18 protein-coding genes are annotated in these 21,109 nt (G+C 62.8%); 9 read left to right on the forward strand and 9 right to left on the reverse strand.

Features of this window, described 5'->3' with window-relative positions; genetic code table 11:
• Positions 1–100: 100 nt before the first annotated feature.
• The gene (locus tag ABN482_RS08170; RefSeq protein WP_502877265.1) at positions 101–1,147 is read left to right on the forward strand and encodes a fatty acid desaturase; all 1,047 of its coding nucleotides are present in this window, start codon (positions 101–103) and stop codon (positions 1,145–1,147) included.
• An 87-nt stretch (positions 1,148–1,234) separates the two neighbouring features.
• On the opposite strand, the gene ABN482_RS08175 is transcribed toward ABN482_RS08170, so the two are convergent.
• Complete coding sequence (locus tag ABN482_RS08175; RefSeq protein ID WP_349503519.1) at positions 1,235–1,870, reverse strand: TetR/AcrR family transcriptional regulator; 636 nt, start codon at positions 1,868–1,870, stop codon at positions 1,235–1,237.
• A gap of 88 nt (positions 1,871–1,958) precedes the next feature.
• Between ABN482_RS08175 and ABN482_RS08180 the strand changes: the two genes are divergently transcribed.
• Both ABN482_RS08180 and ABN482_RS08185 read left to right on the forward strand, forming a co-directional pair.
• Positions 1,959–2,990, forward strand: coding sequence for an SDR family oxidoreductase (locus ABN482_RS08180; protein WP_349503520.1), 1,032 nt, complete (start codon positions 1,959–1,961; stop codon positions 2,988–2,990).
• Between the two features lie 133 nt (positions 2,991–3,123).
• Positions 3,124–3,462, forward strand: a complete 339-nt coding sequence (locus ABN482_RS08185) for a hypothetical protein (protein WP_349503521.1) — start codon at positions 3,124–3,126, stop codon at positions 3,460–3,462.
• Positions 3,463–3,468: 6 nt separating this feature from the next.
• Here the strand turns inward: ABN482_RS08185 and ABN482_RS08190 are convergent, their stop codons facing one another.
• The 3 genes from ABN482_RS08190 to ABN482_RS08200 are packed head-to-tail and all read right to left on the reverse strand — an operon-like array spanning position 3,469 to position 9,317.
• A complete protein-coding gene (locus tag ABN482_RS08190) occupies positions 3,469–4,947 on the reverse strand; it encodes an efflux transporter outer membrane subunit (RefSeq protein ID WP_349503522.1) in 1,479 nt (492 codons plus the stop codon).
• A complete protein-coding gene (locus tag ABN482_RS08195; RefSeq protein WP_349503523.1) occupies positions 4,940–8,110 on the reverse strand; it encodes an efflux RND transporter permease subunit in 3,171 nt (1,056 codons plus the stop codon). The genes ABN482_RS08190 and ABN482_RS08195 overlap by 8 nt, the downstream gene beginning before the upstream one ends.
• A 7-nt stretch (positions 8,111–8,117) precedes the next feature.
• A complete protein-coding gene (locus tag ABN482_RS08200; protein ID WP_502877266.1) occupies positions 8,118–9,317 on the reverse strand; it encodes an efflux RND transporter periplasmic adaptor subunit in 1,200 nt (399 codons plus the stop codon).
• Between the two features lie 228 nt (positions 9,318–9,545).
• Between ABN482_RS08200 and ABN482_RS08205 the strand changes: the two genes are divergently transcribed.
• Genes ABN482_RS08205 through ABN482_RS08220 form a run of 4 tightly spaced genes read left to right on the forward strand, consistent with a single transcriptional unit; the run spans position 9,546 to position 11,827 of the window.
• Complete coding sequence (locus tag ABN482_RS08205) at positions 9,546–10,088, forward strand: TetR/AcrR family transcriptional regulator (RefSeq protein WP_239990067.1); 543 nt, start codon at positions 9,546–9,548, stop codon at positions 10,086–10,088.
• 53 nt (positions 10,089–10,141) lie between these two features.
• Complete coding sequence (locus tag ABN482_RS08210) at positions 10,142–10,783, forward strand: hypothetical protein (protein WP_349503525.1); 642 nt, start codon at positions 10,142–10,144, stop codon at positions 10,781–10,783.
• The gene (locus ABN482_RS08215) at positions 10,776–11,231 is read left to right on the forward strand and encodes a DUF4304 domain-containing protein (RefSeq protein WP_349503526.1); all 456 of its coding nucleotides are present in this window, start codon (positions 10,776–10,778) and stop codon (positions 11,229–11,231) included. Before ABN482_RS08210 ends, ABN482_RS08215 begins: the two co-directional genes overlap by 8 nt.
• Positions 11,232–11,236: 5 nt before the next feature.
• Positions 11,237–11,827 carry a hypothetical protein gene (locus tag ABN482_RS08220; protein ID WP_349503527.1) on the forward strand — a complete coding sequence of 197 codons (591 nt, stop codon included), beginning with the start codon at positions 11,237–11,239 and terminating at the stop codon, positions 11,825–11,827.
• A 111-nt stretch (positions 11,828–11,938) separates the two neighbouring features.
• Here ABN482_RS08220 and dnaJ read toward each other — a convergent pair whose 3' ends face one another.
• The 5 genes from dnaJ to hrcA form a co-directional block, all read right to left on the reverse strand.
• On the reverse strand, positions 11,939–13,072 hold the full coding sequence (gene dnaJ / locus ABN482_RS08225; protein WP_349503528.1) for a molecular chaperone DnaJ: 1,134 nt from the start codon (positions 13,070–13,072) through the stop codon (positions 11,939–11,941).
• Between the two features lie 119 nt (positions 13,073–13,191).
• Positions 13,192–15,120 (reverse strand): molecular chaperone DnaK, encoded by a 1,929-nt coding sequence (dnaK, locus tag ABN482_RS08230; protein WP_349503529.1) that lies wholly within the window; start codon positions 15,118–15,120, stop codon positions 13,192–13,194.
• A 101-nt stretch (positions 15,121–15,221) separates the two neighbouring features.
• Entirely contained in the window at positions 15,222–15,755 is a 534-nt protein-coding gene (gene grpE / locus ABN482_RS08235) for a nucleotide exchange factor GrpE (RefSeq protein ID WP_349503530.1), read from the reverse strand.
• A gap of 58 nt (positions 15,756–15,813) precedes the next feature.
• Entirely contained in the window at positions 15,814–16,839 is a 1,026-nt protein-coding gene (gene hemH / locus ABN482_RS08240; protein ID WP_502877264.1) for a ferrochelatase, read from the reverse strand.
• Between the two features lie 3 nt (positions 16,840–16,842).
• On the reverse strand, positions 16,843–17,850 hold the full coding sequence (gene hrcA / locus ABN482_RS08245) for a heat-inducible transcriptional repressor HrcA (RefSeq protein WP_349503532.1): 1,008 nt from the start codon (positions 17,848–17,850) through the stop codon (positions 16,843–16,845).
• A gap of 142 nt (positions 17,851–17,992) precedes the next feature.
• Here hrcA and ABN482_RS08250 point away from each other — a divergent pair, with 142 nt between their 5' ends.
• Together ABN482_RS08250 and recN are read left to right on the forward strand one after the other, a co-directional pair.
• Positions 17,993–18,892, forward strand: a complete 900-nt coding sequence (locus ABN482_RS08250) for an NAD kinase (protein ID WP_349503533.1) — start codon at positions 17,993–17,995, stop codon at positions 18,890–18,892.
• Between the two features lie 6 nt (positions 18,893–18,898).
• Entirely contained in the window at positions 18,899–20,548 is a 1,650-nt protein-coding gene (recN, locus tag ABN482_RS08255) for a DNA repair protein RecN (RefSeq protein WP_349503534.1), read from the forward strand.
• Positions 20,549–21,109: the final 561 nt, after the last annotated feature.

The raw sequence follows: 21,109 nt of genomic DNA on the forward strand, positions 1-21,109 counted from the left end.
GGCGCGCGCCTATTATGCCGCGCACATGTTGTCAATACGAAATATCAAATCAGGACCCACTTTGAACCCGCTAGATACGCCTATTGCTCCCGGCGAACCCCTGCCGCACCGTAAAGTCATCCGCAACTGGATCGCTCCGCTGGCAGACCGCTCCACCCTCTTTGCCCTGTCGCTGGTCGTGCTGGACTTCACGCTGTATGGTTTGGCGCTGGCGGGCATCATTTTGTTCGACAATCTGGCCGTCAAGATCCTGCTGGGCATGGTGATGGGCTTCATCATAGGCCGTCTGTTCATTCTCGGCCACGATGCCTGCCACCAGGCCTTCACCGACAACCGACGCCTGAACCGCTGGGTGGGTCGCCTGCTGTTCCTGCCCTCGCTGACCACCTACAGCCTCTGGGAGACCGGCCACAACACCGTCCACCACGGCTACTCCAACCTCAAGGGCTTCGATTTCGTCTGGTGCCCCAAGACACCGGAAGAGTATCGCGCCCTCTCGCCTGCCGCCCGCGCACTGGAGCGCATCTACCGCAGCGGCTGGGGCCCCTGGCTGTACTACCTGATCGAGATCTGGTGGAAGAAAATGTACTTCCCCAACGCCCGCCAGATGCCCACGCGCCGTCGCATCTTCACGCTCGACAGCCTGCTGGTCACGGCCGGCGGCATCGCCTGGATCGCCGGTCTGGTCTGGGCAGCCTCGGCCACCGGCCAGTCGGTCTGGGTCTTGCTGCTGACCGGCTTCGTCATCCCGTTCATTTTCTGGAACGGCATGATCGGCATGGTGATCTACATCCAGCACACCCACCCCGAGATCGAGTGGTACGAGAACAAGGCCGAATGGGCAGCCTGCCAGCCATTCGTCTCGACCACCGTGCACCTGACCTTCAAGTACTTCGGCCGTCGCCTGCTGCACAACATCATGGTGCACACCGCACACCACGTGGACATGAGCGTACCGCTCTACAAACTGCCCGAAGCCCAGCACAAGCTGGAAACCATGCTGCCGGGCCGCATCGTAGTGCAAATGTTCTCGTGGCGCTGGTACTTCCAGTGCGCGCGCTACTGCAAGCTGTATGACTTCAGCAACAAGCAGTGGCTGGACTTCAAGGGGCGTCCGCAACCGGCCTTTCCCAACGTGAACCACTGATTTCCGGTTCGTACGACATGCCAGCCTTCGGGCTGGCATTTTTTTTGTCGCCAGGCTACTCCCAAGCCCCCTCGGGTCACCCCGGACTCAAGCCGGCCTGGCCATCGCCAGCAATCCGCGCAACAGCACTACCATCATCCGTCCCGACACATCCATGCCGGTCGAGGCGCGCTGCAATGCCAGTCCATGTGCCAGCGCCATGAAGGACGCCGCCAGTGCCTCGATCCCGACAGGAGGCTGCAACCCGTGTGCGGCAAACAGTTGCCCCAGCCAGACAGCCAGGGCATCGCGGTGCTGCTGCCAGACCGCCCGGTAGGCCGTCGCGAAAGTCGTGCTGCGCTGCGCCTGCATCTGCAACTCGATGGACAACATGGACCAGTTGACATCCTGGTCCAGGGTGGAGGCCCAGGCTTCCAGATTATCGAGCACCGTTTCCAGGCTGGCACCGGCCCGCTCCGACAGTGTGGCCAGATGGGCTGCTTCCCCGGCCATATGCCGGCGCAGCATTTCGAGCAGCAAGGATTCCTTGCTCTCGAAATTCGAATAGAAGGCACCCTGCGAATAGCCGGCCTGCTCGGCAATGTCCCTGATTGAGGTGCCGCCATAGCCCTGCCCGACAAACAGCCGCGTGGCGGTTTCGATCAGTCGCTCGCGGGTTCGGGCCTGACTCTCCTCCCGGCTGAGGCGCGGGCTTGTCGTGCCTGATTTGCGTGTCTTTTCCATGGAAATAATCATAGCACCCCAGATATCAATTGACATTCGAAATCCAGACGCATACATTCCAAATATCAATCGACATCTGGAATTCATCATGTCTACCGACATCCATACCGCTTTCGTCACCGGAGCCACCGGCCTGCTGGGCAACAATCTCGTCCGCACCCTGCGCGAACAAGGCATCCAGGTCAAGGCACTGACACGCTCGCTGCGCAAGGGGCTGCAGCAGTTCGGCACGCTCGATGGCATCGAGCTGGTCGAAGGCGACATGACCGATGTCGCCACCTTTGCCCCGGCCCTGCGCGGTTGCGATATCGTGTTCCACACGGCAGCCTTTTTCCGCGAGAACTACTCGGGCGGACGCCACCGGGATGCGCTGCAACGCATCAACGTCGACGGGACACGCCAGTTGCTCGAGCAGGCGTATGTCGCCGGAGTCCGGCGGTTCATCCAGACTTCGTCGATTGCTGTCCTGCATGGCGAGCCGGGCACCCTGATAGACGAAACGCACACGCGGGTGCTGGATGATGCCGATGACTACTATCGCAGCAAAATCCTGGCCGATGACGTCGTCATGCAGTTTCTTGCCCGGCATGACGGGATGCAGGCCAGTTTCGTGCTGCCGGGCTGGATGTGGGGACCGGCTGATCTCGGGCCGACCTCGTCCGGCCAGCTCGCACTGGATCTGGCACAAGGCCGGCTGCCGGGTCTGGTACCCGGCAGCTTCTCGGTCGTCGATGCCCGCGATGTCGCCCAGGCACACATTGCCGCCGCATACAAAGGGCGGCGCGGCGAGCGCTACCTGGCGGCAGGACGCCACATGACCATGCAGGAACTGATCCCACTACTGAGCCGGGCAGCCGGTGTCACCGCACCGACCCGAAAAGTCCCTGCCCCCCTGCTGTATGTGCTGGCCTGCCTGCAGGAAATCTATTCCAGACTCAGCGGCAAGCCTGTCCTGCTCAGCCTCTCCACGGTGCGCCTGATGCTCAGTGAGGCAGACCGCAGCCACTTCGATCACAGCAAAAGCGAGCGCGAACTGGGCCTGCGTTTTCGACCACTGGAAGAAACCTTGAACGACACCCTCGACTGGTACCGACAGCACGGCTGGTTGCCCGCCAGCTGAGTACGAGCGGCTGAAAATTACCCAGTTTCAGTGATGTTGCAAATTCTGACACTTACGTAAGATTGCTGCGTTACCCACTCGCATGCCGGGGTGGGTGCCTTCTTTCCACAAGCTCTCTTCGAGGTGTTACGCCATGCCCATCAAGTCCCGCCTTCTCCTGCTTGCTACCGTCGCTGCCGGTCTGTTTGCAGCAACCGGCCCAGCCTCCGCGGCCGACCGCAATGTCACAGTCCACAACAAGACCCAGTCCGTCCTGATCTCCTTCTACGCTTCGCGTACCTCGACCAGTGACTGGGAAGAGGACATCCTGGGCTCGGAAGTCATCGGCCCGGGCGAATCGATCAAGATCGACATCGACGACGGCACCGGTGCCTGCCGCTTCGATTTCAAGGGCACCTTCGACGATGGTGAAGAAGCCACCCGCAATAACATCAATGTGTGCGAAGTCGCCGAATTCTCGTTTACGGACTGAACCGCATCACTCTCGGCTGGCCAACGCCTGGCCCTGCACAGCGGGCACGGACTGCGGCCAGCCTCCGGCCAGCGTCCGATAGACCGCCACCCATGCCGTGGCCATCTGCATGCTGCTGCGCGCCAGCAGTTCTTCGGCCTCCAGCCGGAAACGCTCGGCGTCCAGCACATCCAGCACACTGATCACGCCCGCCTCGAACTGGAGCCGTGCCGTTGCCACGGCCCGACGGCTGGCCTGCGCCGCCTGCTCCAGCAGCGCATGCTCGGTCTGTGACCGGGACAGGCGCACCAGCGCATTCTCCGTTTCTTCCAGGGCACGCAATACCGTGCGCTCGTAGAGGGCCAGATTCTCGCTGGCCGCTGCATTGGCGGCAGCAATACGCGCCCGGACCCGGCCAACATCCAGGAACGAGCCCCCTACGCCCAGTGAAACCATGCGCGTCTCACTGTCGCGTTCGAACAAAGCCCCCCAGCCCAGCGCCTGCGTTCCGATCAGGCCACCCAGCGTGAACTGCGGAAACAGATCGGCCGTTGCCACGCCGATGCGGGCCGTCGCCGCCGCCAGCCGGCGCTCGGCCGCTGCCACATCCGGTCGCCGACGCAGCAACTCTCCGGGCGTACCGGCGTTGATCTGCATGGGCAACGTCGGCAGCGCGGCTGCCGGGTCCAGCACCGCTGCCATCGCCGCCGGCGTGCGTCCCGTCAGGACGGCAATGCGATGCGCCATCACGGCCGCCTGCGCTTCAAGGGCAGGCACCCGCGACCGGGTCAGCGCCAGTTGGGTTCGCCCCCGATCCGCATCGAAAGATGTCCCGCGACCATTTTCCAGCATCGTTTCGATCAACTGGAGGGTATCGGCCTGATTGGCCTCGTTATCCTTTGCCACCTGCAACTGGGCCTGCAGACCACGCAACTGGAAATAGGCATCCGTCACCTGTGCCACCATGGCGACCTGCATTGCGGCCAGGTCTGCCGCATCGGCCTGCATATCCGCACGGCTGGACTCGACACTGCGCCGGACACGCCCAAAGAAATCCAGCTCCCATACAACCGACAGCCCTGCCGTATGGAACTCGCCGTCCCGGTCGTCGCGGGCCACTCCGGGTGCCTGCGAGGCGCTCAGACGCCGGTCACCCGACTCGGCCGATGCCCCCAGCGTCGGAAACCGGTCGAAACCGGCCCGCCGCGCCAGTGCCTGACCTTGTTCGTAACGCGCCAGGGCAATGCGGATATCATGATTGGCACGCAACGTCTCTTCCACCAGCGTCGCCAGCAAGGGATCATCAAGCGTGCGCCAGAACGCAACATCGGCATCGGGCACCGCCAGACCGGCAACATCCGGCTCCTGGCGCGCAAAGGCTTCACCTGCCGCCATTTGTGGTGCCCGGTAATCCGGGCCGACCGTGCAGGCTGCCAGCACCAGGCCTGACAACACAACTGCCGCACTACGCCAGGCCCCCGCCAACATCAAGAAAAAACTACGCATCGAATGTCTCCAGCGTTGTGTGGTCTGTCATGCGCCGCGCCTTGCGCGTCGCCAGGCGGCGCAATACCACATAGAAAACAGGTGTCAGGAACAGTCCGAACAAAGTAACGCCCAGCATGCCGGCAAAGACCGTCACGCCCATGACCTGCCGCACTTCGGCACCGGCGCTCACGCCGATCATCAGCGGCACCACACCGGCAATGAAGGCAATCGAGGTCATGATGATGGGGCGCAGGCGCAGACGGCAGGCTTCCAGCGCAGCCTCGACAGTACTGCGGCCCTGCTGCTCCAGTTCACGGGCGAACTCCACGATCAGGATCGCGTTCTTGCATGCCAGGCCTATCAGTACCACCAAGCCGATCTGGACAAAGATATTGCCGTCGCCCCCGGTCAACCAGACCGCCGTCATGGCCGACAGCAGGCACATCGGCACGATCAGGATCACAGCCAGCGGCAGCGTCCAGCTCTCATACAAGGCGGCCAGTACCAGAAAGACCAGCAGCACCGCCAGGGGAAACACGACCAGCGCCGCATTGCCCTGGGTTGCCTGCTGATAGCTCAGGTCCGTCCACGCCATCTGCATGCCGGGTGGCAGCGCCTGTGCCGCTGTCCCCTCGAGAATCTGCAGCGCCTGCGACGACGACACCATGCGCGGATCGGCCTCGCCGATCAGGTCGGCCGCCGGATAGCCGTTGAAGCGGATGACCGGGTCCGGGCCATAGGTTTCTCGCACCTCGACCATACTGCCGATCGGCACCATCTCACCCCGGGCGTTGCGGGTGCGCAGGCTGGCGATATCCTCGACGGTACTGCGATACGGTGCCTCGGCCTGCGCCATCACGCGAAAGGTGCGGCCAAAGCGCGTGAAGTCGTTCACATAGCTCGATCCCAGGTAGACCTGCATCGTGTCGAACAGATCGCTCAGGGCCACGCCCTGCGCCTTGGCCTTGGTACGATCGACGACCGCATCCAACTGCGGGACATTGGCCTGATAGGAACTGATCGGATACTGGAACCCCGGCAACTGCGACACGGTACCGGCCAGGGTATTGGTGGCCGTCTGCAGGGCACCATAGCCTGCCGCACTGCGGTCCTGCACATACAGCGAGTAGCCCGAGCCAGTGCCCAGCCCCATGATCGGCGGCGGCATGATGGCAAACGCCAGGCCTGCCTGCTCCTGGGCAAACCGCGCATTGAGTTCGGCCGCAATCTCGGCGGCCGTGCGCGAACGCTCGGCAGCCGGTACCAGGCCGAAGAAGGCCACACCGCTATTGGGCGTATTGGTCAGTTGCAGCACATTCAGGCCGGGAAAAGCCACCGAGTTCTTGACGCCCTCGGTCTCCAGGGCAATCTGCGTCACGCGGCGCACCAGCGCTTCGGTGCGCTCCAGCGAGGCCCCTTCCGGCAGTTTCAGGGCACCGATCAGGTACAGCTTGTCCTGCGTCGGGATAAAACCGCCGGGCACCGCCCGGAAAACCAGCCCGGTTGCCGCGATCAGTACCAGATAGACCAGGAATACGGCACCGCGCCGGCCCAGGATGCGCGCCACGCTACCTTCATAGCGCTGGGCGCTGCGGTGAAAGAATCGGTTGAATGGACCAAACAGCCAACCCAGACTGCGATTGAGCACGCGCGTGAGCCGGTCAGGCGGTGCGCCATGCGGCCGCAACAGCAGCGCCGACAGCGCGGGCGACAGGCTCAGCGAGTTGATGGCCGAGATCACCGTCGAAATCGCAATGGTCACGGCAAACTGCTTGTAGAACTGCCCCGTGACACCAGACAGAAAAGCCATGGGCACGAACACGGCGCACAGTACCAGCGCGATTGCGATGATGGGGCCGCTGACTTCGCGCATGGCCTGATGCGCCGCTGCGCGCGGGTCCAGACCCTCTTCGATGTTGCGCTCGACATTCTCGACCACCACGATGGCATCATCGACCACGATCCCGATGGCCAACACCAGACCGAATAGCGTCAGCGTGTTGATCGAAAAACCCAGCATCAGCAACACGGCAAACGTACCTACCACCGACACCGGCACCGCCAGCAGCGGAATGATCGAGGCACGCCAGGTTTGCAGGAACAGGATCACGACCAGCACCACCAGCAGTACTGCCTCGAGCAGCGTGCTCACCACCGACTTGATCGAGTCGCGCACAAATACGGTCGGGTCATACTCGACGGACCAGCTCATACCTTCGGGAAAGCGTACCGACAGTTCCGCCATCCGGGCCCGGATCTGGTCAGAAACATCGATGGCATTGGCTCCCGGCGATTCGAATACGGGAATGGCCACCGCCTGCTGATTGTTCAGCAACGACTTGAGCGAATAATCGGACGCCCCCAACTCGATGCGTGCCACATCCCGCAGGCGCGTCACCTGTCCCTGGTCTCCGGTCTTGACGATAATGTCGCCGAACTCTTCCTCGGTCGCCAGACGGCCCTGCGCATTGATGGACAGCAGGAAATCGCTGCCGTCGGGATTGGGCGGTGCCCCCAGTTGTCCGGCCGATACCTGCAGATTCTGTTCGCGCACGGCGGCCACCACCTCGCCGGCTGTCATGCCCAGCGCGGCAATCCGGTCCGGATCGAGCCACAACCGCATTGAATAATCACCCGAGCCGAACAACTGCACATCACCGACGCCGGGCAGGCGTGCCAGTTCGTCACGCACGTGCAGCACCGCATAATTGCGCAGATAGAGTTCGTCGTAGCGGCCGTCGGGCGAGCTCAGTTGCACCACCAGCGTGATGTTCGGCGACTGCTTGGCCGTGACCACCCCCTGGCGACGCACCGCTTCGGGCAGGCGCGCCTCGGCCTGCGCCACGCGGTTCTGCACCTTGACCTGCGCCTCGTCCGGATCGGTCCCGGGGCGAAAAGTAGCCGTCAGGACCAGCACGCCATCGCTGCCGGCCACCGACTTCATGTAGAGCATGTCCTCCACACCCGTAATGGATTCCTCCAGTGGCGCGGCAACGGTATCCGCAATCTCGCGCGGATTGGCCCCCGGATAGGTAGCGCGCACCTGCACGCTGGGCGGAACGACTTCGGGATACTCGCTGACGGGCAGCAAGGGAATTGCAATCAGCCCGCACACGAAAATGATGATGGACAGGACCGCCGCAAAGATCGGCCGGTCCACGAAGAAACGGGAAAAATTCATGGCAGGCTCAGTGGCTGGCGTTGGATTGCTGGGCAAGCTGCAACGGAGCCATGGGGGCCTCCTGAACCGCAACCGTCATGCCCGGGAAAAACACTTTCTGGATGCCGGTGACGACAACACGCTCGCCCGGCTCCAGCCCCTGCTCGACCACGCGCAGTCCATCGCTCTTGCGCCCCAGCCGGATATCGCGGCGCTGCGCAGCGTTCTGCTCATCTACCACGTAGACATACTTGCGATCCTGGTCGGTCATGATGGCCTTGTCGTCGATCAGCACGGCATCGAATGCGCTGCTGGCCTGCAGGCGTACGCGGGCATACAGCCCGGGGGTCAGGTGCCCGTCGGGATTGGGCAGCGTTGCCCGGACACGGATGGTGCCGGTCCCTGTATCGACACGGTTGTCGATGAAATCCACCCGGCCCGCATGCGGATAGCCCGCTTCGCCGGTCAGCCCCACCTGGACGGGCACACCGCCATTGCGCTCATCGGGGCGCTCACCATTGCGTGACATCCGGGCATAACGCAGATAAGTGCGCTCATCACTGTCGAAATGGACATACACAGGATCCTGCGACACCAGTGTCGTCAGCACGCTGTCCTGTCCATCGGCCGTGACCAGATTGCCGACCGTGACCAGGGCGCGTCCGGCCCGCCCCGTAATGGGGGCACGCACTTTCGTGAAATCCAGATCGAGCCGGTTCTGTGCCACGGCGGCCTGGGCGGACTGCACATCGGCCTGGGCCTGCTCGACAGCCGCCCGCCGTTGTTCCAGCATCTCCGTGGAGACCGCCTGCACGGCCACCAGTTTCTGCGACCGGACGAACTCGCTGCGCGCCAGCCGTTCACGCGTCCTGGCGCGTGCCAGTTCGGCCTCGGCCTGGTTCAGGGCCGCCTGATAGCTGCGCGCATCGATCTCGAACAGGACATCGCCGCGCTGGACGATCTGACCTTCCTGGTAGGTGATTTTCTCGATGTAGCCACTGACGCGTGGCCGCAGGGCCACACTTTCGACGGCTTCGATATGCCCGCTGAAGTCATCCCACTGGATGATCTGTCGGGAAAGGGCTGGCGCGACGCCGACCGTGGGCGCGGCAGGTGCCGTGTCTTCAGCCGCCTGACTGCGACAGCCGGACACCGCCAACGCCAGCAACAACGGTGCCAGCAGCACCAGGGCACCACGCGACGTGGTACCGAAAAAAGTAGAAGTCATCATGCCTGTCTGGTTTCCAGCGTTGAAGTACCGCGCAGCGCTACGCAGCACACATTGTTTTTTATTTTCATAACGACTGTTATGAAAATCAGACAGCACTCTAAACGCCATTGCCAGGACAGGTCAAGCAATTTAATATTATCCACTATGAAAATAACGGACAGCAAACCTGGCCGCCCACGCGGAAGGCCGGTCTCCTTCGATCGCGAGACAGTACTCGAGCGCGCCATGCATGTTTTCTGGCGCCAGGGCTACGAAACCACCACCATCCAGGACCTCACCGAGGCCATGGAAATCACCGCGCCCAGTCTGTACGGCGCATTCGGTGACAAGGCCGGGCTCTACTTCGAGGCCGTGGCCTACTATCGCCAGCGCTATGGCGACGATCACGCCAAATGCCTGCTCAACACCTCGCCCACCGCCAGGGAAGCCGTCCGCAACCTGCTATTCGAGGCTGTGCACACGATGTCCGATCCGGAGACGCCCGCCGGCTGCATGGTCGTCAATTCCGCCATCAACTGCTATGCACAATCGACCAAGGTACAGACGGCCCTGGCCGAATTCCGTGCCGAGGCCGAAGGCGACCTGCGCCAGCGCATCGAGCGCGGCATCGAGGAAGGCGACGTACCCGCCGGCACGAACGCAGCCATCCTGGCCAAGTTCTACACTACGGTCATCATGGGCATGTCGCTCCAGGCCCGCGACGGTCTCGATTGCGCAGGACTGCAGGCCATCATCGATTCCGCCATGCAGGCCTGGCCCCAGGCCTGACCCACCTGCGGCATCGAATCGCGTCGATGCCGCTTCACCCCCTACAAGAATGCATGAACCTCCAGCAACTCGCCGACGCCCTGTATGACGATCTGAATGGATATATCCATCGCGTCGAAGACACCGGCACCGATGCGTTGCTGATCCATCTGGGCTGCGACGACTGGTTCCTCAATGAACAGCAGCAATCCATCCGCAGCGACGCACACGGCGCGCAGCGCCGCTTCGTGATCCGCTGCCGGCAGGTCATGGAGTCGAACGTCCGACCCACCCAGACCGGGGAACTGATTTTCACGGACCATCATCCTCTGCTGTGGGACTACACCGAGCCCCATGGCGGCCTGTACTACTCCGGTGAGACAACCGCTTCGGCGCATGAAATCCTGGGCAGGATATACGATGCCCATACACGGATACTGCGGAGCTGGCGGCCCCTGCAGCACTATGCGAACAGCTACAGGCGCGAGGGCAACCTGATCTTCGGCACCGACCGCGCCGGCCTGCTGGCGCGTGGCCCGAAACCATTGCTGGCTGCCTACCAGACAGCTCTGGACGGCGTGCTCAGAACCTATTTCGTTCCCTCTCACACCCCACAGGGCAAGGCCAGGGCCCTGGTTTTTGATGACTGCTTCCTGATCTGCAGGGAAGCGGAAATCATGGATGCAGACGCATCATCACAGACGCACAATGACTGATCACAAGCAACACATGCTCACGGCGCTGAAGGCCGTATTCATCCCGGCCCTGCGACAACGCGGCTTCAAGGGTTCGCTGCCACACTTTTACCGCAAAACACCCGCAAGAGCTGATTTTGTCAGCATCCAGTTCTATAGCGCCGGCGGCAGCTTTGTCGTGGAAATCGCCTGCTGCCCGACTGATGGTCCAGCCACAGGACCAGGCAAAGGCTTGCCCCTATCCAGGCTGAACACGACCTACTTCGGCACCGGCCGCATCCGCCTGACCCAGGAAGCAGATGGACAGGCTGGAGAACAATGGTTCAGTTTCGGGCCGCGCAGCTACGAACCGGATCAGCCGATCCAGGCTGCTGCCCACTATGAGACGGTTGCCGCGTCACTGCTGCCATTGCTGGATACGCAGGCGGAAAGCTGGTGGGCGGCGCATCCCGACAGTGCAACCAGGTGAGCAGCATGGTTCCTGCCGGCATCATTGCATTCGTGGAAGCCACGATCACACCACAGGCATTTGAACAGCACCTGTATCAAGACACAGCACTTGAGACGGCCCTGTCAGCAGAAAATGCACCGTCATACTGCCACAATGGCACGACGCTATTTCATTATTTGATCGGGCTGAACTATCGACACCCTGGAGATGTGCTGAATGCCCGGCATGTACTGACCGAGTTCCTGCAACGTCACGCCATCCCTTTCAACGTTCACCACGAAGCAGACGAAATCTTCGAATTGCTGCTGGATGCGCAGCCAGTCTGGCTGCGTGCCGACCTGACGTACCTGTCCTCATTGCTCGCTGCAGCCCCCGAGCAGGCATCGGGCAACAAGCGCCGCAGTTGGCTCAAACAGCAGATCGTGGACAAGTTCCGGTATGTGAAGCGACCACCCAAATGGCTGCAGGCACCTGAATGGCCGATATCAGAGACAGGCCCGCTCATCTTTCTGGGACAGCTCAACATCGATGAGTATTTCCATGACAATACGGCCGTCTATCTTTTCCTGGATCCACAGACCGGGACCCATCAGGTCGTAACACAGACTGCCTGACGATATGGGATCCGCGCAAAACTGACCATACAGCGCATCGTCCAAATGCGACAAGGGCCGTCTCCATCAAGACGGCCCTTGTTCGTTTCGTTCACACCCGGCGTCGAAACCTCAGCTGAAGAACTCCTTGACCCGGTCGGTCCAAGACTTGCTCTGCGGGGAGTGGCGTTCGCCACCGTCCTTGAGCGAAGCCTCGAACTGGCGCAGGATGGCCTTCTGCTCTTCGTTCAGACGCACCGGCGTCTCGACTGCCACATGGCAGTACAGGTCGCCGGGGTAGGAACCGCGCACGCCGCGGATACCCTTGCCGCGCAGGCGGAACGTCTTGCCCGACTGGGTGCCTTCGGGAATGGTGATCTCGGCCTTGCCGCCCAGCGTCGGCACCTGCAGATCACCGCCCAGCGCCGCCGTGGTGAACGGAATGGTCAGTTCGCAGTGCAGGTCATCGCCGTCGCGCTGGAAGATCTTGTGCGTCTTGATGTGGATCTCGACATACAGGTCGCCCGGCGGGCCACCATTGACGCCCGGTTCGCCATTGCTCGCAGAACGGATGCGCATGCCGTCGTCGATACCGGCCGGGATCTTGACCTGCAGCGTCTTGTTGCGACGAATACGGCCCTCGCCGTGGCAGGACGGGCATGGATCGGCAATTTCCTTGCCGGAACCGTGGCAGGTCGGGCAGGTCTGCTGCACGCTGAAAAAGCCCTGCTGCATGCGCACTGCGCCCACGCCACCACAGGTGCGGCAAGTGACCGGCTTGGTGCCCGGCTTGGCACCCGAGCCGTGGCAGGTATCGCAGTCATCCCAGCTTGGCACACGGATTTCCGTATCAAAACCCGAGGCAGCCTGTTCGAGCGTGATCTCCATGTTGTACTTGAGATCGGAACCCCGATAGACCTGTGGCCCACCGCCACCACCGCCACGACGACCCGCCCCGAAAATCTCGCCGAAGATATCGCCGAAGGCATCCGAGAAGCCGCCCATGCCCCCCATTCCGCCCGGCCCACCGCCCATGGAGGGATCGACACCGGCATGACCGAAGCGATCATAGGCACCACGTTTCTGCGGATCGCTGAGGGTTTCGTAGGCTTCCTTGACTTCCTTGAATCGCTCTTCGGCCTGGGCATCGCCTGCATTGCGATCCGGGTGGTACTTCATCGCCAGTTTGCGATAGGCCTTCTTGAGTTCATCGTCGGAGGCGCTCTTGGATACGCCCAGGACCTCGTAGTAATCGCGTTTTGCCATGGTCTGTATTGGTTGCTTATTAAACGACTATGCCCGGTTGCCGCCTATGAAGCGGACAACCGGGCCTGGCAGGCATGTTGCGCCTGCTCGATCAGCCACCCTTCGGGCGGCAGATCACGTTACTGCTGATCACGCTTGACTTCCTTGAAGTCGGCATCGACGACGTTGTCATCCTGCGGCTGGGCCTGTTCGGCACCGCCCGGCTGTTCAGCGCCTGCCTGGGCCTGCATGTCGGCATACATCTTCTCGCCCAGCTTCTGGGCAGCCTGGGTCAGTGCCTCGACCTTGGCATCGATGGTTTCCTTGTCGCCATCCTTGAGCACGGCCTCGAGATCCTTGATGGCCGTCTCGATGGCTTCCTTCTCGCCGGCTTCCAGCTTGTCGCCGTACTCTTCCAGCGACTTGCGGGTCGAGTGCACCAGCGCATCGGCCTGGTTGCGGGCCACGGCCAGCTCGGCGACCTTGCGGTCTTCCTCGGCATTGGCCTCGGCATCCTTGACCATGCGATCGATCTCGGCTTCGCTCAGACCGGAGTTGGCCTTGATCGTGATCTTGTTTTCCTTGCCGGTACCCTTGTCCTTGGCAGACACGTGCAGGATGCCGTTGGCATCGATGTCGAAGGTCACTTCGATCTGCGGCGTGCCACGCGATGCGGGCGGGATGCCTTCAAGGTTGAACTCGCCCAGTGACTTGTTGCCGGCAGCCACTTCACGCTCGCCCTGGAACACCTTGATGGTCACGGCCGGCTGGTTGTCGTCAGCCGTCGAGAACACCTGCGAGTAACGGGTCGGAATGGTGGTGTTCTTCTGGATCATCTTGGTCATCACGCCACCCAGGGTTTCGATACCCAGGGACAGCGGCGTCACGTCCAGCAGCAGCACGTCCTTGCGGTCGCCCGACAGCACCGAGCCCTGGATCGCGGCACCGGCGGCCACGGCTTCATCGGGGTTGACGTCCTTGCGCGGCTCCTGTCCGAAGAATTCCTTGACCTTTTCCTGCACCTTGGGCATGCGGGTCATGCCGCCGACCAGGATCACGTCGTCGATATCGGACACCTTGATGCCGGCATCCTTGATGGCCACGCGGCAGGGCTCGATGGTGCGTTCGATCAGGTCTTCGACCAGGGCTTCCAGCTTGGCGCGGGTGACCTTGAGGCTGAGATGCTTGGGACCGGATGCATCGGCCGTGATGTACGGCAGGTTGATTTCGGTCTGCTGGCTCGAGGACAGCTCGATCTTGGCCTTTTCGGCGGCTTCTTTCAGGCGCTGCAGGGCCAGCACGTCCTTGGACAGGTCAACGCCCTGCTCTTTCTTGAACTCTTCGATGATGTATTCGATGATACGCTGGTCGAAATCCTCGCCACCCAGGAAGGTGTCGCCGTTGGTCGACAGCACTTCGAACTGCTTTTCACCGTCCAGGTCAGCGATCTCGATGATGGACACGTCGAACGTACCGCCGCCCAGGTCATACACCACGACCTTGCGGTCGCCCTTTTCGTTCTTGTCCAGACCGAATGCCAGCGCAGCAGCCGTCGGCTCGTTGATGATGCGCTTGACTTCGAGACCGGCGATGCGACCGGCATCCTTGGTGGCCTGGCGCTGGCTGTCGTTGAAGTAGGCCGGCACCGTGATCACGGCTTCGGTCACGGGCTCGCCCAGGTAATCCTCGGCGGTCTTCTTCATCTTGCGCAGCACTTCGGCCGACACCTGCGGCGGTGCCAGCTTCTTGTCCTGGGCTTCGACCCAGGCGTCGCCGTTGTCGGCCTTGATGATCCGATAGGGCATCAGGTCGATGTCTTTCTGCACGGCCTTTTCGTCGAACTTGCGGCCGATCAGGCGCTTGACGGCGTGCAGGGTGTTCTTGGGGTTGGTGACGGCCTGGCGCTTGGCCGGCGCGCCCACCAGGGTCTCGCCGTCTTCCATGTAGGCGACGATGGAGGGCGTGGTGCGGGTGCCCTCGGCGTTTTCGATGATGCGGACCTGACCGCCTTCGAGGACAGCGACGCAGCTATTGGTCGTGCCCAGGTCGATACCGATGATTTTGCTCATGATCTGTTTACCTTGCTGAATACGTTGAATTCGTTGTGTGGAATCACGGAATGGCCCGTGTGTTGCCTATGCATCCAAAAATGGGGACGGCAGCCTGGAAATCAAGACCCGGCAGCCACCGTCACCAGCGCCGGCCGCAATACGCGGTCGGAAATCAGGTAGCCCTTCTGCAACACGGCCACGATGGTGTTGGCCGGCTGGTCGGCCGGCACCGAGGAAATCGCCTGGTGCAGGTGCGGATCGAACTTTTCACCTACCGCCGGCGCGATATCCTTGAGATGATGGCGCTCGAAGGCACCAACCAGTTGGCGCAACGTGGTTTCAACACCCTCGCGCCAGGATTCGGGGCTCTGCTCGGCCTGGGCCAGTGCAGCCTCCAGGCTGTCCTTGACCGGCACCAGGCTTTCGGCAAACGACTCGATGCCGAACTTGCGTGCCTTGGAGACATCTTCCTGGGCACGGCGACGGACGTTTTCAGCCTCGGCATGCGTGCGCAGCAGTTGTTCATAATGCTCGGCAGCCTTGGCCTGGGCTTCGGCCAGCGCCGCTTCCAGCTCGGCAATCTGTGCGGCGGCCTGCTCGGCGGCGGCTGCCGCCTCTACCTGCTGCTCGACGGACTCGGGCTTGTCTGACATGCGTATTCTCCTGGATTTCCTTCACGTGCTGCCGATAATGGGGACGCCTGGGTAGAATTCAAGCCCAGCCCCGGATATTTTTTTCGACCAGATCGGCCAGCCCGCCGATCCAGTCGGGGCGCGCATTGAGCGCCGGGATATAGCGCAGGTCTTCGCCCCCTTCCTCGATAAAGGCTTCACGCACACCCATGGCGATTTCTTCCAGTGTCTCGATGCACTCGGCCACGAAGCCCGGACACATCACATCCACGCGCCGCACGCCCTGCCGGGCCATGTCGCGCAGCGTCGGCTCGGTATACGGCTCGATCCAGGGATTACGCCCGAAACGACTCTGGAAAGTGGCCAGCCAGCGCTCGCGAGGCAACCCCAGGCGAGCGGCCAGTTGATTGGCGGTCTGCATGCAATCACGAAAATAGGGATCACCCTTTTCGACCACCGCACGCGGCAGGCCATGAAAGCTCATCACCAGCTTTTCCGGCTCGCCATGCGCCTGCCAGAATTCGCGCACGCTGTTGGCCAGCGCATCGATATAGCCATCCTCGACATGGAAACGCTTGATGAAGCGCATTTCGGGCTGATCCCGCAAGGTCGCCAACTGGCGGCCGACCTCATCGATCACGGTCGCCGTGGTCGAGGCTGAATACTGCGGATAGAGCGGCACCGCCAGGATGCGCTCGCAGCCCTGTTCGCACAGCCGGTCAAGACCGCTGCGCAGGGAGGGATTGCCATAGCGCATGGCCAGTTCGACCGTGAGATCATGGCCACGCCGTGCCAGTTCGGCGCGCAATCCAGCCAGTTGTTGCAGACTGTAGGCCCTCAGCGGCGAGCCCTGCTCGGTCCAGACGGCGGCGTAGGCATGCCTGACCTTGGCAGGACGGGTCGTCAGCACATACAGGTACAGAATAGGCAGCCAGAGCGCGCGCGGCAACTCAACCACCCGCGGATCGGACAGGAATTCGCGCAGATAGCGCCGGATGGCACCGACCTCCAGCGCATCCGGCGTGCCCAGGTTGACCAGCAGGATGCCGGTGCGCAGGGGCTGCAGGGGCGGGTCGGTATCGAACGGATCGGACATGCGGGACATTTCCTAGTTATGCGGACTCAGCGCGTTGGAGAGCAGCCGCGCCGTGATATCGACGATCGGGATGATGCGTTCGTAGGCCATGCGAGTGGGGCCGATCACGCCCAGGGTGCCGACCACTTCACCATTGATGCCATAGGGCGCAGTCACGACCGTCATTTCTTCCATCGGCACCAGTTGTGAATCGCCGCCGATATAGATCTGCACGCCCTGGGCATGGCTGGAGACATCGAGCAATTGCAGCAGGTCGGTCTTTTTCTCGAATACCGAGAACATCTTGCGCAGGCGATCCATGTCGGAAGCGATATCGCTGACATCGAGCAGCTTGCGCTCACCGGCGATCACCACAGACTCACTGGTGTCGGCAACCTCGACGCCCACTTCCACTGCGGCCTGCATCAGGCTGGAAATATCCTCGCGCAACTGAGTCAGTTCGATCGCCAGGGTCTGGCGCACGGCACTGAAGGACTTGCCGGCAAAATGCTGGTTGAAGAAATTGCCGGCCTCGATCAGTTCGTGTTCGACATAATCCCGGGGGGTCAGCAGAATGCGGTTCTGCACGTCGCCATCGGGCGTGACGATGATCAGCAGCACCCGCCGCTCGGACAGGCGAATGAATTCGATCTGGCGAAATATCTGGGCACGCCGGGGTGCCAGCACCACACCGGCGAACTCGGTCAGGTTCGACAGCAACGCCGCCGCCGTATTGACGGCACGCGAAGGTTCGGACACTGGCAGCAGTTCGCGCATGCGCGAGGTCTGTTCGGCGGCAAAGGGCTGCACCGTAAGCAACGAATCGACGAACAGCCGATAGCCACGCGGCGTCGGCACGCGGCCGGCGGACGTATGCGGACTGTGCACCAACCCCTGGCCCTCGAGGTCGGCCATGATGTTGCGGATCGTGGCCGGCGACAGATCGAACACCTGCGACAGCGTGCGCGAGCCGACGGGCTGGCCTTCGGCGATATAGCGCTCGATCAGGACCTTGAGCAACGCGCGGGAACGGTCATCCATATTTTATGTATGTCGTACTGACTCGAAATGGAAACTGCATTCAGGCCGCTATTCTATCCTGCGGTTTTTACCATGATCGGCCCCGGTCTGCCTGCGGGCTTCTATAATGGCCCGATTCCAAAGCACTGATGACGCCAAGACCATGCATTTCCCCATTGTTGCCCTGATCGGCCGCTACCAGGACACCGGGCTCGACGCACCGCTGCGCGAGCTGGCTGCACTGCTGTCCGAAGCCGGCCGCACGGTGCTGGTCGAGTCGCGTACGGCGCAGAATACCGGCGTCAACGAATACGACTGTGCCGATATCGACGAAATCGGCAGGCGGGCGCACCTGGCCATCGTCATGGGCGGCGACGGCACCATGCTGGGCGCAGCTCGCGAACTGGCTCCCTACGGCATTCCGCTGGTCGGCATCAATCATGGCCGGCTGGGTTTCATCACCGACGTGCCACTGCAGGAAGTCACCCGCGCCGTCACCGACCTGCTGGCCGGCCGCTTCGAAACCGAAGAGCGCATCATGCTGCAGGGCCGCGTGATCCGGGGCGACGAGGTCCTGTTCTCGGCCACTGCGCTCAACGACGTGGTGCTCAACCGCGCCGGGCGCGGCGGCATGATCGAGGTGCGCGTCGAGGTCAATGGCGTGTACATGTCCACCCAGCGCGCCGACGGCCTCATCATCTCCACACCGACCGGCTCCACCGCCTATGCGCTGGCAGCCAATGGCCCCATCCTGCACCCGGCACTCAAGGCCGTCACGCTGGTCCCCATCGCGCCGCAGTCGCTGTCGAACCGGCCCATCGTGCTGCCCGACACCAGCGTGCTCGACATGACCCTGACCGCCATCAGCCGCGTCGAGACCGGTGCCAGCGTGCACTTCGACATGCAGACCCTGTCGGAACTGCAGGCGGGTGACCGCATCGTCGTGCAGCGTGCAGATCATGTCCTGCGCCTGCTGCATCCCGTCGGCTACCGGTTCTTCTCCACGCTGCGGCGCAAGCTGCACTGGAGCCAGATGCCGCAGGCCACTGACAGCCTGGAGTGATTGCCTATGCTGCGCGCGCTGCATGTCCGTGATTTTGTCATCGTCGAACAGACCGATCTCGAGTTCGATGCAGGCTTTACCGTTTTCTCGGGCGAAACAGGCGCAGGCAAGTCCATCCTGATCGACGCGCTGGCGCTCGCGCTGGGCGAACGGGCCGATGCCGGCAGCATCCGCGAAGGTGCCGAGCGCGCCGACATCAGTGCCGAATTCGACACCCCCGACAGCGCCCATGACTGGCTCGATGCCCAGGGCCACGAGCGCGAGCCCACACTGCTGCTGCGCCGCACGATCGACCGCCAGGGGCGCAGCCGCGCCTTCATCAACGGCACGCCGGCCACGGCCAGCCAACTGCGCGAACTGAGCGACCTGCTGATCGACATCCACGGCCAGCATGCCCACCAGCGCCTGCTGCGCACCGACGCCCAGCGCGACATGCTCGACGCCCACGGCCAATTGCAACCGCAAGTACTGGCCGTGCAACAGGCCTGGCAGCACTGGCAGGCCTTGCAGGCCCGGCTCGACACGCTCGAACGCGACGCCGGCGCACTGGCCCAGGAGCAGGAACAACTGCAGTGGCAGATCGACGAGCTCGACGCCCTGGCGCTGCAACCCGATGAATGGGCGGCACTGCAAACCGAACAGCAGCGCCTGGCGCATGCCCAGACCCTGATCGAAGGCATTACCCACGCCCTGGCCGCGCTCGACCAGGACGACATGGCCATCCACAGCCAGTTGGCCAGCATCGTGCAGCGCATCGGCCATCTGGTCCGCCACGACGCCCGCCTTGAACCCATCCGCGAAACCCTGGAGTCAGCCCGCATTGCCGTGGCCGAGTCGGTCTCCGACCTCAACGGCTACCAGGACCGTCTGGAACTCGACCCAGGCCGACTGGCCGAGGCCGAGGCCCGGATGGGCCGCATCTTCGACCTGGCCCGCAAGTACCGTGTCGAACCGGACGACCTGCCCAAATTGCTGGAAGAACTGCAAGGTCGCCTCGATGATCTGGGGCAGGCCCAGGACATCGATGCCCTGCGTACCCAGACGCAATCCGCGCACGACAGCTACGACCGTCTGGCACAGGCCCTGTCTGCGGCACGCCGCAAGGCAGCCGATGATCTCGGTAAGCAGGTCACCCGTGCCATGCAGACGCTGGCCATGTCCGGCAGCCGCTTCGACGTGGCACTCGAACCCGCCAAGCCCGGCCCGCATGGCCTGGAAGGCACGGTATTCCAGATCGCCGCCAACCAGGGCAGCGCCACGCGCCCCCTGCACAAGGTCGCCTCGGGCGGCGAGCTGGCCCGTATCTCGCTGGCACTGTCCGTGATCGCCAGTCGGGCCGCACAGGTCCCCACGCTGATTTTCGACGAGGTCGACAGCGGCATCGGCGGTGCCGTCGCCGAAGTCGTTGGCCGCCTGCTGCGCGAACTGGGCAGCCGCCACCAGGTCCTGTGCGTCACGCACCTGCCACAGGTCGCCGCCTGCGGCCACGCCCATTACCTGGTCGGCAAGGCCCGCCGCAGCGGCACAGTCCGCTCCACCATCACCCCGCTCGACACCCCCGCCCGCATCGAAGAAATCGCCCGCATGCTGGGCGGCATCGACATCACCGCCACCACCCGCCAACACGCCCAGGAAATGCTGACGCGCGTATTTTAGTTTAGGGAAAGGAGGTTCCTCTTTCTTATGACGCGCCCGTCAGGGCCGTGTGGGATGTGCCGCTCAAGCGGTCCGGCCCTCGGCCGGACTTCCCGTGGCAGGCAGGGATGGCCGGGCGGTGGGCAAAACTCGCCCCGGCGGTGCCGGGGCTCAGACAGTGCCCACCGAAAGCCCCCGACCATTCCTGCCTGTCACGGCGCTTTCGGACGACACACCCCACACGGCCCTGACGGGCGCTCATGCTGGTGATTTCTCCTCCTCCCTTGGGTGAGGAAGGACAACCCTCGCTGTCATCCAGCCGGGAGGCCTGCCTGATGAACGGGAGAATTTGAGGCTGGCCTGTGTTGCCGCCATGGAGCGGGAAACAAGGTGGGCGCTGTCTGAACCCCGGCAACGCCGGGGTGAGTTCACCCACCGCCCGCTTCATGGCGGCAGCACAGGGCAGTCCCTGCGCAAAACGCAGGGACCCCGCCACATTATCCCATTCCTCCGGCAGGCCTCCCGGCGGGTTGAATAAGCAGTTATTACCACCCTCCCCCCAATTCACCTGAGAGCAGCATC

The sequence above is a fragment of the Corticimicrobacter sp. genome (assembly GCF_040137905.1).
Taxonomy (GTDB): Bacteria; Pseudomonadota; Gammaproteobacteria; order Burkholderiales; family Burkholderiaceae_B; genus Corticimicrobacter.

Coding starts and splice junctions, on each gene's coding strand:
- ABN482_RS08175 (WP_349503519.1), bottom strand. CDS start 1,870: ATGGAAAAGACACGCAAATCAGGCACGACAAGCCCGCGCCTCAGCCGG.
- ABN482_RS08180 (WP_349503520.1), top strand. CDS start 1,959: ATGTCTACCGACATCCATACCGCTTTCGTCACCGGAGCCACCGGCCTG.
- ABN482_RS08185 (WP_349503521.1), top strand. CDS start 3,124: ATGCCCATCAAGTCCCGCCTTCTCCTGCTTGCTACCGTCGCTGCCGGT.
- ABN482_RS08190 (WP_349503522.1), bottom strand. CDS start 4,947: ATGCGTAGTTTTTTCTTGATGTTGGCGGGGGCCTGGCGTAGTGCGGCA.
- ABN482_RS08195 (WP_349503523.1), bottom strand. CDS start 8,110: ATGAATTTTTCCCGTTTCTTCGTGGACCGGCCGATCTTTGCGGCGGTC.
- ABN482_RS08200 (WP_502877266.1), bottom strand. CDS start 9,317: ATGACTTCTACTTTTTTCGGTACCACGTCGCGTGGTGCCCTGGTGCTG.
- ABN482_RS08205 (WP_239990067.1), top strand. CDS start 9,546: ATGCATGTTTTCTGGCGCCAGGGCTACGAAACCACCACCATCCAGGAC.
- ABN482_RS08210 (WP_349503525.1), top strand. CDS start 10,142: ATGAACCTCCAGCAACTCGCCGACGCCCTGTATGACGATCTGAATGGA.
- ABN482_RS08215 (WP_349503526.1), top strand. CDS start 10,776: ATGACTGATCACAAGCAACACATGCTCACGGCGCTGAAGGCCGTATTC.
- ABN482_RS08220 (WP_349503527.1), top strand. CDS start 11,237: ATGGTTCCTGCCGGCATCATTGCATTCGTGGAAGCCACGATCACACCA.
- dnaJ (WP_349503528.1), bottom strand. CDS start 13,072: ATGGCAAAACGCGATTACTACGAGGTCCTGGGCGTATCCAAGAGCGCC.
- dnaK (WP_349503529.1), bottom strand. CDS start 15,120: ATGAGCAAAATCATCGGTATCGACCTGGGCACGACCAATAGCTGCGTC.
- grpE (WP_349503530.1), bottom strand. CDS start 15,755: ATGTCAGACAAGCCCGAGTCCGTCGAGCAGCAGGTAGAGGCGGCAGCC.
- hemH (WP_502877264.1), bottom strand. CDS start 16,839: ATGTCCCGCATGTCCGATCCGTTCGATACCGACCCGCCCCTGCAGCCC.
- hrcA (WP_349503532.1), bottom strand. CDS start 17,850: ATGGATGACCGTTCCCGCGCGTTGCTCAAGGTCCTGATCGAGCGCTAT.
- ABN482_RS08250 (WP_349503533.1), top strand. CDS start 17,993: ATGCATTTCCCCATTGTTGCCCTGATCGGCCGCTACCAGGACACCGGG.
- recN (WP_349503534.1), top strand. CDS start 18,899: ATGCTGCGCGCGCTGCATGTCCGTGATTTTGTCATCGTCGAACAGACC.